General features: G+C 72.2%; 11 protein-coding genes. 8 read left to right on the top strand and 3 right to left on the bottom strand.

Annotated elements, in window-relative coordinates:
* The first annotated feature begins 1 nt into the window (after position 1).
* Both purF and ACYU7H_RS06210 read left to right on the top strand, forming a co-directional pair.
* Positions 2-1,471, top strand: coding sequence for an amidophosphoribosyltransferase (gene purF, locus ACYU7H_RS06205; protein ID WP_460813285.1), 1,470 nt, complete (start codon positions 2-4; stop codon positions 1,469-1,471).
* A gap of 1 nt (position 1,472) precedes the next feature.
* On the top strand, positions 1,473-2,294 hold the full coding sequence (locus tag ACYU7H_RS06210) for a ferritin-like domain-containing protein (protein WP_460813286.1): 822 nt from the start codon (positions 1,473-1,475) through the stop codon (positions 2,292-2,294).
* A gap of 161 nt (positions 2,295-2,455) precedes the next feature.
* Here the strand turns inward: ACYU7H_RS06210 and lpxH are convergent, their stop codons facing one another.
* Positions 2,456-3,187 (bottom strand): UDP-2,3-diacylglucosamine diphosphatase, encoded by a 732-nt coding sequence (gene lpxH / locus ACYU7H_RS06215; RefSeq protein WP_460813287.1) that lies wholly within the window; start codon positions 3,185-3,187, stop codon positions 2,456-2,458.
* Between the two features lie 221 nt (positions 3,188-3,408).
* On the opposite strand from lpxH, the gene gltX reads away from it, so the two are divergent.
* From gltX to ACYU7H_RS06230, 3 genes are read left to right on the top strand one after another with little or no spacing between them, the layout of a single operon-like run.
* A complete protein-coding gene (gltX, locus tag ACYU7H_RS06220) occupies positions 3,409-4,815 on the top strand; it encodes a glutamate--tRNA ligase (protein ID WP_460813288.1) in 1,407 nt (468 codons plus the stop codon).
* A 1-nt stretch (position 4,816) separates the two neighbouring features.
* Positions 4,817-5,305 carry a transcriptional repressor gene (locus ACYU7H_RS06225; protein WP_460813289.1) on the top strand — a complete coding sequence of 163 codons (489 nt, stop codon included), beginning with the start codon at positions 4,817-4,819 and terminating at the stop codon, positions 5,303-5,305.
* The gene (locus ACYU7H_RS06230) at positions 5,284-6,576 is read left to right on the top strand and encodes a succinylglutamate desuccinylase/aspartoacylase family protein (RefSeq protein ID WP_460813290.1); all 1,293 of its coding nucleotides are present in this window, start codon (positions 5,284-5,286) and stop codon (positions 6,574-6,576) included. Before ACYU7H_RS06225 ends, ACYU7H_RS06230 begins: the two co-directional genes overlap by 22 nt.
* Before the next feature lie 388 nt (positions 6,577-6,964).
* Here the strand turns inward: ACYU7H_RS06230 and ACYU7H_RS06235 are convergent, their stop codons facing one another.
* Positions 6,965-9,148, bottom strand: a complete 2,184-nt coding sequence (locus ACYU7H_RS06235; protein WP_460813291.1) for a TonB-dependent receptor domain-containing protein — start codon at positions 9,146-9,148, stop codon at positions 6,965-6,967.
* A gap of 95 nt (positions 9,149-9,243) precedes the next feature.
* Here ACYU7H_RS06235 and ACYU7H_RS06240 point away from each other — a divergent pair, with 95 nt between their 5' ends.
* Positions 9,244-9,645, top strand: a complete 402-nt coding sequence (locus ACYU7H_RS06240; protein WP_460813292.1) for a MerC domain-containing protein — start codon at positions 9,244-9,246, stop codon at positions 9,643-9,645.
* A 75-nt stretch (positions 9,646-9,720) separates the two neighbouring features.
* Positions 9,721-9,918, top strand: a complete 198-nt coding sequence (locus tag ACYU7H_RS06245; protein WP_460813293.1) for a 30S ribosomal protein THX — start codon at positions 9,721-9,723, stop codon at positions 9,916-9,918.
* A 67-nt stretch (positions 9,919-9,985) separates the two neighbouring features.
* Here ACYU7H_RS06245 and hutI read toward each other — a convergent pair whose 3' ends face one another.
* Positions 9,986-11,206, bottom strand: coding sequence for an imidazolonepropionase (hutI, locus tag ACYU7H_RS06250; protein WP_460813294.1), 1,221 nt, complete (start codon positions 11,204-11,206; stop codon positions 9,986-9,988).
* A 297-nt stretch (positions 11,207-11,503) separates the two neighbouring features.
* Between hutI and ACYU7H_RS06255 the strand changes: the two genes are divergently transcribed.
* Positions 11,504-12,778, top strand: coding sequence for a formimidoylglutamate deiminase (locus ACYU7H_RS06255; RefSeq protein ID WP_460813295.1), 1,275 nt, complete (start codon positions 11,504-11,506; stop codon positions 12,776-12,778).
* Positions 12,779-12,910: the final 132 nt, after the last annotated feature.

Below are 12,910 nucleotides of genomic sequence, written 5' to 3' on the forward strand. Positions count from 1 at the left end.
GATGTGTGGCGTCGTCGGCATCGTCGGAACCAGTGAAGTCGCGGGCGCGCTCTACGACGCGCTCACCGTGCTGCAGCACCGCGGCCAGGACGCGGCGGGCATCGCCACCGCGGACGGCGCGCACCTGCGCGTGCAGAAGGGCAACGGCCTGGTGCGCGACGTGTTCGACGCGCACACGATGCGCCTGCTCACCGGCCGCGTGGGCATCGGCCACTGCCGCTACCCGACCGCCGGCGCCGAGGGCGACGACGAGGCGCAGCCGTTCTACGTCAATTCGCCCTACGGCATCGCGCTCGGCCACAACGGCAACCTGATCAACACCGACGCGCTGCGCCGCGAGGTGTTCGAGCAGGACCGCCGCAACATCAACACCGAGTCCGACTCGGAAGTCCTGCTCAACGTGTTCGCGCACGAGCTCGACACGCAGCGTACGCTCGACCCGGAGGCGGCGTTCAGGGCCGTCGAGGGCGTCCACCGGCGCTGCGTGGGCGGCTACGCGGGCGTCGCGCTGGTGCTCGGCCTGGGCGTGGTCGCCTTCCGTGACCCGCATGGCATCCGACCCCTCGTGATCGGCAAGCGCACGGTGCCCGCGGGCGACGAGTTCATCGTCGCGTCCGAATCGGTCGCGCTCGACGTGCTGGGCTTCGAGCGGATCCGCGACGTGGCCCCGGGCGAGGGCGTGGTCATCACCGCGCGCGGGGAGCTGCACACCCGCCAGTGCGCGGAACCGGCCACGCACGCGCCGTGCATCTTCGAGTTCGTCTACCTCGCGCGGCCCGACTCGATGATCGAGGACGTGTCGGTGCACAAGGCGCGCATGCGCATGGGCATGAAGCTGGGCGAGAAGATCCTGCGCGAGCGGCCGGACCACGACATCGACGTCGTCATCCCGATCCCCGACACCTCGCGCGACTCGGCGATGGAGCTCGCCAACGTGCTCGGCGTGAAGTACCGCGAGGGCTTCATCAAGAACCGCTACGTGGGCCGCACGTTCATCATGCCGGGGCAGACCGAGCGGGTGAAATCGGTGAAGCGCAAGCTCAACCCGATCCCGCTCGAGTTCCGCAACCGCGTGGTGCTGCTGGTCGACGACTCGATCGTGCGCGGCACCACCTCCAAGCAGATCGTGCAGATGGCCCGCGAGGCGGGCGCGCGCAAGGTGTACTTCGCCTCGGCCGCGCCGCCGGTGCGCTACGCGAACGTGTACGGGATCGACATGCCGTCGCCGTCGGAGCTGGTCGCGCACGGCCGCACCGAGCAGGAGATCGAGGCGCTGCTGGGCTGCGATTGGCTGGTGTACCAGGACCTGGAGGACCTCAAGGAGGCGGTCTCGGGCGCCAAGCACCGGATCGGGCAGTTCGACGCGTCGTGCTTCGACGGGCAGTACATCACCGGCATCGAGGACGGCTACTTCGAGAAGATCGACACGCAGCGCTCCGACCAGGCCAAGCACGCGCGCCGCGCGTCCTGACGTGGCGGGCGCGAGCCTGTTCGAGGCGGCGCGCCGCTGCCTCGATGCCGCGTCGCTCGAAGAGAAGGTCGAGCGGACCCTGGCCGCGGCCGGGGCGTTCTCGGACGGCGCGCTCGCGATCCCCGACGACGCGCCGCCACCCGAAGCGATCCGCATGCCGGGCCGGCCGGCGCGCCCACGGCTGGTGCATCCGCGGGAGCTGCCGCGGCGCGGGCTGGGCAGCGACGAGGGGCGTGCGGCGTTCGTGCACGCGATCGCGCACATCGAGTTCAACGCGATCGACCTGGCGTGGGACGCGGTCTACCGCTTCCGCGGGATGCCGCGCGACTACTACGCGGACTGGGTGGGCGTGGCGGCCGACGAGGCGCGCCATTTCGTGCTGCTGCGCGATCGCCTGCGCGGATGGGGCCGCGACTACGGCGACTTCGACGCGCACAACGGCCTGTGGGAGATGGCGGAGAAAACCGCGGACGACGCACTGGCACGCATGGCGCTGGTGCCGCGGGTGCTCGAGGCGCGCGGCCTGGACGTCACGCCGGGGATGATCGCGAAGCTGCGTGCGCTCGGTGACGACGGCACAGCGGAGATCCTGGAACTGATCCTCCGGGAGGAGGTCGCGCACGTCGCCGCCGGCAGCCGGTGGTACCGCTGGCACTGCGAACGCGCCGGCGTCGCGCCGGGCCCCACCTTCCGCCGGCTCCTTCGCGAGCACGCCCGACCCGTGCTGCATGGCCCGTTCAACCGCGAGGCGCGCCTGGCCGCGGGTTTCGACATCGAAGAACTCGACGCACTCGAACGCCTGGACGACGCACCCCACCCGTAGGCGCACCCCTACGAGATTCAATGCCGTGCTCGGTCGTGCACGAAACCATGCCCCCGTAGGAGCGGGCCTACGCCCGCGAACGCTTGCGCCGCGGATTCATGGATTGGGTCCGGATCGCGCGCGTAGGCGCGCTCCTACGGGGGACGGCGCCATCGCTGGCGTCAGAGTGTCTCGAGGTGCATCCCGCCGGCGTCGGCGCGTAGCACCGATCCCTGCTCGTACCAGTCCCCCAGGACCACGCGCGTGCAGGCACGGCCGTCCACCTCGGTTTCGTGCACGGCGGGGCGGTGCGTGTGGCCGTGGACCAGCGTGTCGATGCCGAACTGCGAGAACGTCGCCGCGACGGTCCCCGGCGACACGTCGGTGATCGCCTCCATCGTGCCCGCCCCCTGCAACCCGGCCTGGTGCACCCGGCTGGCCTCGCGGGCCTGCCGGGCGAACGCCTCGCGTGCTTGGAGCGGCTGCGCCAGGAACCCGGCCTGCCACTTCGGGTCGCGCGTCTGCGCGCGGAACGCCTGGTAGGCGGTGTCATCGGTGCACAGCGTGTCGCCGTGCATCAGCACGACGGGCCTGCCATGCAGCACCACGACCGCGGGGTCGGGCAGGATCGCCATGCCGGCGCGGCGCGCGTACGCGTCGCCGACCAGGAAGTCGCGGTTCCCGCGGATGAAGGCCACGGGCACGCCGGCATCGGCGACCTCCTGCAGCCGCGCCGCGACGAAGGCGCCCGGCTCGGACGGGTCGTCGTCGCCGATCCACGCCTCGAACAGGTCGCCCAGGATGTACAGCGCGTCGGCATGCATCGCCTCCTCGCGGAGGAACCGGCCGAACAGTTCCGTGATGTGCGGGCGCGCCGCGTCGAGGTGCAGGTCGGAGACGAACAGCGTGGCCATCGCGGCATTGTAGGCCGGCCGTCCGCCGGACGGCGCCGTCACCGCACCCTGTCGTCCCGAGCGCAGCGAGGGACCTGCTTTTTGCTTTCTGGCGCCAAGGGCAGGAGCAGGTCCCTCGCTGCGCTCGGGACGACAGGGTGGGCGGGTGCGGTGCGCGGGCGGGGACCGGTCGGGGTGGACCGGCTAAAATCGCCGCCTTTCCCCCGCGCCTCACCGTCCACATGGCCTGCCGTACCCGTTTCGCCCCCAGTCCCACCGGTTACCTGCACATCGGCGGGGCGCGCACCGCGCTGTACTGCTGGCTGGAGGCGCGCCGCCGCGGCGGCCAGTTCATCCTGCGGATCGAGGACACCGACCGCGAGCGCAGCACGCAGGCCGCGATCGACGCGATCCTCGAGGCGATGGACTGGCTGGGCCTGGACTACGACGAGGGCCCGATCTACCAGACGCACCGCCTCGACCGGTACCGCGAGGTGGCGCAGCAGCTGCTGGACGCCGGCAAGGCCTACTACGCATACGAAACCCGCGAGGAACTCGACGCCATGCGCGAGTCGGCCATGGCGAAGGGGGAGAAGCCGCGCTACGCAGGCACCGCGCGCGACGCCGGCCTGCCGTTCCGCGACGACCCGAACCGCGTGGTGCGCCTGAAGAACCCGCTCGACGGCACGGTGGCCTGGGACGACAAGGTCAAGGGCCGCATCGAGATCGCCAACAGCGAGCTCGACGACCTGGTGATCCTGCGCCCGGACGGCCACCCGACCTACAACTTCGCGGTCGTCGTCGACGACCTGGACATGGGCATCACCGATGTCGTGCGCGGCGACGACCACGTCAACAACACCCCGCGCCAGATCAACATCTATGAAGCGCTCGGCGCGCCCGTGCCGGCGTTCGCGCACCTGCCGATGATCCTGGACGAGCAGGGCGCCAAGCTGTCCAAGCGCACCGGCGCCGCCGACGTGATGCAGTACCGCGACGCCGGCTACCTGCCGCACGCGCTGCTCAACTACCTGGCGCGGCTGGGCTGGTCCCACGGCGACCAGGAGATCTTCTCGATCGCCGAGCTGCAGCAGCTGTTCGACCTGAAGGACGTCAACGCCAAGGCCGCGCGCCTGGACGCGGCCAAGCTCGGCTGGCTCAACCAGCAGTACTTCAAGTCGGACGATCCGGCCGACGTCGGCCGGCACCTGGAATGGCACCTGCGCGCCGCGGGCCTGGACCCCGCCGACGGCCCCGCGCCGGCCGACCTGGTGGTCGCGTTGCGCGAGCGCACGCAGACGCTGGGCGAGATGGCGGAAAAGTCGGCCGTGTTCTTCGGCGAGCTGACCGAGTACGACGAGGCCGCCGTCGCCAAGCACCTGAAGCCCGCGGCCCGCGCGCCGCTCGGCGACGCCCGCGCGCGGCTGGCCGCGCTCGAGGCGTGGACGCCGGAATCGATCACCGCGGTGCTGCAGGCGGTGGCGGAATCGCAGGACCTGGGCATGGGCAAGATCGCCCAGCCGCTGCGCGTGGCGATCACCGGCACGCAGGTCAGCCCGGACATCGGGCACACCGTGTATCTTGCGGGGCGTGACCGGGCCCTGGCGCGCATCGACGCCGCGCTGGGGCGCATCCCCGCCGACGCCTGACATGGCCCACGCCCCCGCCTGCACCCATCCCGAGCACCACGTCGACGACGCCCGCGGCTTCGTCGCGGCGGTCGAGCGCGCCTGCCGGGAACGCGGCCTTCGGCTCACGCCGGTGCGCGCGCAGGTGCTGGGGCTGATCGCGAAGGCGGACACGCCGCTGAAGGCCTACGACCTGCTCGACCAGCTGCGCGCGGATGCGTCCGCCCCGGGCGCGGCGGCGCCGCCGACGGTCTACCGCGCACTCGACTTCCTGCTGGCCAACGGCTTCATCCACAAGCTCGAATCGGTGAACGCCTTCGTCGCCTGCCACCACCCCAGCCAGGCGCAGCACTCGGTGCCGTTCCTGATCTGCAACCGCTGCCATTCGGCGGTGGAACTGGAGGACCGCAAGGTCGTCGCGCTGCTGGACGAACGCGCGCGCGCGCTCGGCTTCGAACCGCAGGCGCAGACGCTCGAGGTGCACGGCCTGTGCGCGCGCTGCAGCGGCTGACGCTGGCGGTTGCGCTGGGCTGGCTGCTGGCCAGCCCGGGCGCGTTGGCGCAGTCGGAAGCGGAGGCGGCCACGCCCAAAGAGGTCGCGCCAGTCGAGGGCGAGCCGGCGGGTGACGCGCCCGCGGATACCGAGGCCGGTCAGGCGGCGGAAGAGGCGGAGATCGTCCTCGACTGCGCCATCGACGAGGCCACCGGCATCGAGACCTGCGTGCCGCTCCCGTCGCCGCCGCCCGATCCGTTCCTGATCGCCGGCGAGACCGTCGAACCGGGCACGCGCAAGACCATCGAGTGGACCGGCGCGCCGCGCGACGGCGACGGCCGCGGCCTGCCGGTCACCGTCGTGCATGGCGCCAAACGCGGCCCCGCGCTCTGCCTGTTCGCGGCGATCCACGGCGACGAGATCAACGGCATCGAGGCCGTCCGCCAGGTGCTGAAGCGGACCGGGGCCGAGACGCTCGCGGGGACGCTGGTCGGCGTGCCGGTGGTGAACCTCGGTGGCTACGTGCGCGGATCGCGCTACCTGCCGGACCGGCGCGACCTCAACCGCGCGTTTCCCGGCAGCCCGCGTGGCAGTGCCGCGTCGCGCCTGGCGCACGCGTTGTTCGAGGACATCGTCGGGCGCTGCGACGCGCTGGTGGACTTCCACACCGGTTCGTTCGACCGCGACAACCTGCCCCAGCTGCGCGCCGACCTGCGCAAGCCCGAATCGCTGGAACTGGCCCGCGGCTTCGGCGCGACGCTGGTGCTGCACAGTCCCGGTGCGAAGGGCATGCTGCGGCTGGCCGCGAGCCAGGCGGGCGTGCCGGCGGCGACGTTCGAGGTCGGCGCGCCGGGCGTGCTGCAGCCGCCGATGATCGAGGTCGCGGTCGCGGCGATCGAACGGCTGATGGCGCACCTGCGCATGCGCGAGGCCGCCGGCGACGCGAACGCCGCCGAGCCGCAGCCGGTGTTCTACGAATCGCGCTGGATCCGCTCGGACAGCCCGGGCCTGCTGGTGAGCGAGGTCGAGCTCGGCCAGCGGGTTGCGCCCGGGCAGCGGCTGGGGCGCGTGGTCGACCCGATCACCGACCGCGAGGTCGAGGTGCGCTCGCCGTTCCAGGGCCGCGTGCTCGGCATGTCGCAGAACCGGCAGGTGCTGCCCGGCTACGCGCTGTTCCACCTCGGCGAGCAGACCAGCGAGGCCGAGGCCGTGCAGGAAGCGGAGGTCGCCCCCGAGGACGCCGACGTGCCGGAAGAGGAAGACCCCGCGCAGACCGAGTCGCGCGACTGACCGTCCTCCGGAAAATACCCCTGTAGGAGCGGGCCTACGCCCGCGATGGCACGCCCCGCATCCCGTGGTCTCCCGCCTTGGCCCGGCTTGCGGGGGATCGCGCCCGTAGGGGCGCTCCTACGGGGCAGGCAGGCATCCCATGGGCGCGGGCATGCGCCCGTGATGGGGGCGCATTCGTAGGAGCGGGCCTACGCCCGCGATGGGCACGCCCGGCATGACGTGGTCTCCCGCATTGATTCGGGCCGCGCGGGATCGCGCCCGTAGGGGCGCTCCTACGGGGCAGGCAGGGATCCCGTGGGCGCGGGCATGCGCCCGCGAGGGGGGCGCATCCGTAGGAGCGGGCCTGCGCCCGCGATCGGCATGCCGGCGAAGGCCGGACTCTTACGCGTCAGAAGAACGCGCGCACGCCGAACGCCACGCCACGACCCGGCCGCGGGGCGAGGTCCTTGAGGAACGAGGTGTGCGGGCGCGCCTCCTCGTCGAGCAGGTTCGTGCCGTCCATGAACACCTCCCACGCGTTGCCGCCGGCGGTGTCCACGTGCCAGGCCAGGCTCGCGTCGACCAGCGTGTAGCCGCCGGTCGCTTCCTCGTTCGCGCCCGTGCGGTCCTGCTCGAAGGTGTGCGTGGCGCCGAGCGACGCGCGCCACGGTCCGCGGTCCCAACGCAGCTCCAGGCCCGCGCGCGGTGCCGCGATGCGCGGCAGGTCGCCGGTCTGCGGGAGCGACACGTCGACCAGCTCCGCTTCCCCTTCGTGCTCGATGGCCACGGTCACGTCGCGCGTGCCTTCGCCGGCCAGGCGTGCACGCACGACGTCGCCGAATCCACGCAGCCGCCAGCGGCCGGTGTCGTTGTCCGCCATCGTCCAGTCGACCTCGACCTCCGCGCCCGTGAACCGCGCATCCGCCTGGTTCCAGGCCCGGATCGGCAGGTCGTGTTCCAGCACGCCCGTGTCGGCCAGGTAGATGAAGTCGTCGAACGCGACGTGATAAATGCTCGCGCCGACCTCGACCGGACCCGCGTGCCAGTGCGCACCGAGCTCGGCCCGGTTCGCGGTCTCGACGCCAAGGTCCGGATCGCCGAACTCGAAGCTCCGGGTGGCGACGTGCTCGCCGGCGGAATACAGCTCCTCGGCGACCGGCGCGCGCTGCGCGCGGTCCACGCCGAAGGTGAGGTGGAACGCCTCGCTGGCATCCCACTTCAGGGCCGCCGACAGGCTGGTGGTATCGAAGTCGCGCGACGGGCCGATCGCCTCGCCCGGATCCACGTCCACCGACAGGCGATCGTGCCGCGCACCCAGCTCCAGCTTCACCGGTCCGGCGGCCCCGTCGTACAGGTCGCGCTCGCCGATCCAGAACAGGCCGGCATCGCGGCTGCGGCTGGCGGGCACGAAGGCCTCGTCGCCGATCGCGTTGAAGTCGCGGCGCGCCACCTGCAGGCCGAAGGCGCCGTCCCAGCCACCCCAGGTGCGGTGCCGGAGTTCGGCGCGGCCCTCGGTGCTGGCGTTCTCGAACACGGTGCCGACCGCGTCGCCTTCGAACTCGGTGTGGGTGTACTCGGTGCGCGCGAGCTTGACGCGCAGGGATTCGAACGCGCCGAGGTCGTCGAGCCCGCCGCGCAGTTCACCGCGACGCTGGTCCATCAGGATGCGGACGTCGCCTTCCTCCTCCGCGCCTTCGTCGCCTTCCCCGTGTGCGTGTCCCGGGACGCCGTACCCGGTGTTGAACAGGCTGGCCGCGCCGCCGACGAACCCGCGCTCGCCGATCCACGACACGCCCAGCGCCGCGGCATCCGTCCGCAGAGCGCTGTTCTCCAGCACGCCCTGCCGCTCGCCTTCGTGCGCATCGGGATCCGCCGCGTGGTCAGCGGCTTCCTCGGCCCCGTGCAGTTCGGCGTAGCCCGGGATGGCGTAGTCCCCGGTCCCGCGATGCAGCGCATCGACGTGGAACACGACGTTGCCGGCGCCGGCTTCCGCGGTGCCGTCCAGCCGGAACATGCCGGTGCGCTCGTCGTTGACCGTGCCCGCACGCAATTCGGCGCGGCCCTCGAGCGGGTCCGCCGTGGTCACCTGCGGCACGCGCCCGTCCACCACGTTCACCGCGCCGCCGATGGCGCCGCTGCCGTAGAGCAGGGTGGCCGGGCCCTTCAGCACTTCGATCTGGTCCGCCAGGAACGGCTCGATCGACACCGCGTGGTCGACGCTGACCGTCGACACGTCGCCGGAGGCCAGGCCGTCGCTCAGCACCTGCACGCGCGCGCCGTCCAGGCCGCGCACGATCGGCCGGCCGACGCCGGGCCCGAAGTACGACGACTGCACGCCGGGCAGCCCCTCGACCGTCTCGCCCAGCGAGTTCGACTTCGCCTCGTCCAGCCGCGCGCCGGCCAGCACCTCGACCGGGCGCGCGAGGACCTCGGCGGTGCTGGGCAGGGGATTGGCCGTCACCACCACCCGGTCGAGATCCACGGCTTGGTCGTGCCGGGTCTCGTCCTGCGGCGCGGACCAGGCCTGGGGCGCGGCGAGGGCGAGGGCCAGCGCGAGGGCGAGGGGGGCGCGGGCGGCAGACGGTGGGTTCACGTCGACTCCGGTTAAGCTGGACGGGCGCGAAATGTTATAATGTTTCAGTTTGGCGTCCACCCCCACAGGTCATGTCGCACCGCCCACGTTCAGCCTTGCGCACCGCGGACCGCGTCGGCTTCGCCGCGTCGTTCGCCTGCGCGATCCACTGCGCGCTGCTGCCGGTCGTGGCCGCGGCGCTGCCGGCATTGGGCTTCAAGGTGGGTGGCTGGATGGACGTCGACCAGGCCTTCGTCGTCTTCGCCTCGGTGCTGGGCGCGACCACGCTGGCGATCGGCTACCGCCGCCACCGCGCCTTCCATGCCTGGGCGTTGCTGCTGCCCGCGCTGGCGATGGTCTGGCTGGGCTCGTTCACGCCCCTGCACGACCATGGCGGCGCGCACCTCGCGCTGATGGTGGCCGGTGGCCTGCTGCTGGCGGCCGCGCACCTGGTGAACCTGCGGCTGACGCACGCCGCGGCGCCGGTCGTCGCGGATGGCGACGGGGCGCCCTGCTGACCGCGTCGTGATAGGATGCGCGGCTTCGCGCGCAGCCGCGCGCAGGCCAAGCACAGCAGATCCAGGAGCACGCAGATGGGCAAGGGCGACCGCAAGACCGCCAAGGGCAAGCGCTACAACAGCAGCTACGGCAAGGCCCGTCCGAAGGCCGCGGCCAAGGCCGCCGGCACCACCTCCAGGCCGGTGGTGAAGAAGGCCGCCACCAAGGCGACCAAGACCGTCGCGAAGGCGCCGGCCAAGAAGGTCGCCAAGAAGGCCGCCGCGAAGGAGTGACCACGCCACCGGCGTGACGCGACCGAAGCCCCGCCATGCGCGGGGCTTCGTCGTTCAGGGCGCCAGCTCAGGCGATCCGCCGCCCGCCGGCATGCACGGACCGGGCGAACCGCCCGCCGAGCCAGTAGCCGAGTTCGGCCGGCTCGCGGACGTCCCAGTGCACGAAGTCGGCGCGCTGCCCGACACGCAGCAGGCCGCGATCGTCGAAGCCGAGCGCGCGCGCGGCATGCACGGTCGCACCGCGCAGCGCTTCGCACGGCGTCAGCCTGAAATGCGTGCAGGCCAGCTGCATCGCCTGGCGCAGCGACAGCAGGGGCGCCGTGCCCGGATTGCAGTCGGTGGCGACCGCCATCGGCACGCCGTGTTCGCGGAATGCCTCGAGCGGCGGCAGCTTGGTTTCGCGCAACACGTGGAACGCGCCCGGCAGCAGCACCGCCACCGCGCCGCTCGCCGCCATCGCCCGCACCGCATCATCGCCGGTGTGCTCGACGTGGTCGGCGGACAGGCCGCCGAACTCCGCCACCAGCCCCGCGCCGCCGAGGTCGCTCAACTGGTCGGCATGCAGCTTCACCGGCAGGCCGAGCGCCCGCGCCGCCTCGAATACCCGCCGCGTCTGCGCCGGACTGAAGCCGATGCCCTCGCAGAACGCGTCGACCGCATCCACCAGCCCCTCGCCATGCAGCCGGGGCAGCCACTCGATCACCGCATCGATGTAGTCATCGGCGCGATCGGCGAACTCCGGCGGCAACGCATGCGCCGCGAGGTACGTGGTGCGCACGGTCACGCCCGTGTCCTCGCCCACGCGCCGCGCCACCCGCAGCATCTTCCGCTCGTTCTCGAAATCCAGCCCGTAGCCCGACTTGATCTCCAGCGTCGTCGCCCCGTCGGCCACCAGCGCCCGCGCCCGCGGCAGCGACTCGGCGAGCAACTCGTCCTCGCTTGCGGCGCGGACCGCCCTCACCGTCGACAGGATCCCGCCGCCGGCCTTCGCGATGGCCTCGTAGCTCGCGCCCGCCAACCGCTGCTCGAACTCCTTGGCGCGATCCCCCGCGAACACCAGGTGCGTATGGCAATCGACCAGGCCCGGCGTCACCCACCCGCCGTCGACCGCGAGCACCTCGCGCGCCAGCGCCTCGGGCACCCCCGGCAACCCGTCGCGCGGACCGGCGTACGCGATGCACCCGTCCTTCCACCCGAGCGCCCCGTCCACGACCGCGCCGTAACCATCGCCCTCGAGCGTCGCCAGCGACGCCCCGACCAGCAGCCCGTCCCACATCGTCTCGTCCATCCGGGAATATTACGTGCGCGCGCACCCGTGCATGTTTCCAGCGCGTGCCGCGAACGTTGGGCGCGGGCGAGGGGCCGGCGGTCCGGGCAGGACCGTTGGCGACATGGATGTCGCCATCGAGCCTACATGGGTGAGGCAGCGCGCTTACGAGGCACTGCCTCGTGCGCTGCCGAACGCACGCCGTCTGCGACGGCGGCCGGACCCGCGTAGCGGGGATTCACGGCGTGTCCTGCCCGGACTGCCGGCCCCTCGAACGCCCCGCGGAACCAATTCCATGCACCGAATAGAATCGCGGCGATGAACGCCCCCAACACCCTCTGGACCCCGGACGGCTGGCACCCCGCGCCCACCGACGAACTGGACGCCTGCCGCCTCCCCGCGATTGCCAACCTCCATTCGCACGCGTTCCAGCGCGCCATGGCCGGCCTCGCCGAACGCCGCGGCGCCGACGCCGGCGACTCCTTCTGGACCTGGCGCGACACCATGTACCGCATGGCGGGCCGCTTCGACCCGGACACCCTGCGCGCCGTCGCCGCCCAGCTCTACGTCGAGATGCTCGAGGCCGGCTACGGCACGGTCTGCGAGTTCCACTACATCCACCACGCCCCCGACGGCCGCCCGTACGACGACCCGGCCGCGATGTCGAAGGCGCTGGTCGACGCGGCGCGCGAGACCGGCATCCGACTGACCCTGCTGCCGGTGCTGTACATGACCGGCGGCTTCGACGGCCGCCCCTTGTCCGAACGGCAGAAGCGCTTCGGCCATGATGTCGACGGCTACCTCCGCCTGCTCGACGCGCTGCGCCCGCTGCAGGACGCCACGTTCCGACTCGGCTGCGCCTTCCACAGCCTGCGCGCCGTGCCGCGGGATGCATTGGCCACCGTGGAGGCCGCGCTGCCCGAAGGCATGCCGCGCCACATCCACATCGCCGAGCAGGTGGGCGAAGTGCAGGACAGCCTCGCCGTGCGCAATGCGCGCCCGGTCGAATGGCTGCTGGACCACGCCCCCGTCGACCGGTACTGGACGCTCGTGCACGCCACCCACCTGGAGGCGAAGGAAGTGCAGGGCGTCGCACGCAGCGGCGCGGTCGTGGCGATCTGCCCGACGACCGAGGGCAACCTCGGCGACGGCCTGTTCCCGCTGCGCGACTACCTGGATGCCGGCGGGCGGATCGGCATCGGGTCGGACTCGCATGTGTCGGTGTCGCCGGTCGAGGAGCTGCGGTGGCTGGAGTACGGGCAGCGGTTGGCGACCGGACGGCGGAATGTCGCGTCGTCGGAGGCGCGCACCTCGGTGGGCGAGACGCTGCTGGCCGCCGTCGTCGAAAGCGCGCCCGATGCGACGCGGCAGGACCTGGGCGACGACTGGATCGCCCTCGACGCCGATGCGCCGCAGCTCGTGGGCGCGACGCCTGAGGACCTCGTCGACCGCTGGATCTTCAACGGCAACCGGCCCCTGGTGCGGGAAGTGAGCGTCGCCGGGGAGACCGTCGTCAGCGACGGGCGCCATCGTGACGGCGAACGAATCGCCGCGCGTTTCCGCGCTGCCATGCAGGCACTGCTCGCGGATTGACCACAGGCACCGACACCCCTATGCGCCGCCAACCATCGCGGGCGTAGGCCCGCTCCTACAAGAGGGCGGCAACGCCGTGTAGGAGCGCGCCTACGCGCGCGATGCCGGGCCGATCGCGGACCACGCCAATCG

The sequence above is a fragment of the Luteimonas pelagia genome (assembly GCF_054776035.1).

Excerpts from the sequence above, each read along its gene's own strand:
- gltX (WP_460813288.1), top strand. The coding sequence starts at position 3,409 with ATGGCCTGCCGTACCCGTTTCGCCCCCAGTCCCACCGGTTACCTGCAC.
- hutI (WP_460813294.1), bottom strand. The coding sequence starts at position 11,206 with ATGGACGAGACGATGTGGGACGGGCTGCTGGTCGGGGCGTCGCTGGCG.
- ACYU7H_RS06255 (WP_460813295.1), top strand. The coding sequence starts at position 11,504 with ATGAACGCCCCCAACACCCTCTGGACCCCGGACGGCTGGCACCCCGCG.
- ACYU7H_RS06225 (WP_460813289.1), top strand. The coding sequence starts at position 4,817 with ATGGCCCACGCCCCCGCCTGCACCCATCCCGAGCACCACGTCGACGAC.
- ACYU7H_RS06245 (WP_460813293.1), top strand. The coding sequence starts at position 9,721 with ATGGGCAAGGGCGACCGCAAGACCGCCAAGGGCAAGCGCTACAACAGC.
- lpxH (WP_460813287.1), bottom strand. The coding sequence starts at position 3,187 with ATGGCCACGCTGTTCGTCTCCGACCTGCACCTCGACGCGGCGCGCCCG.
- purF (WP_460813285.1), top strand. The coding sequence starts at position 2 with ATGTGTGGCGTCGTCGGCATCGTCGGAACCAGTGAAGTCGCGGGCGCG.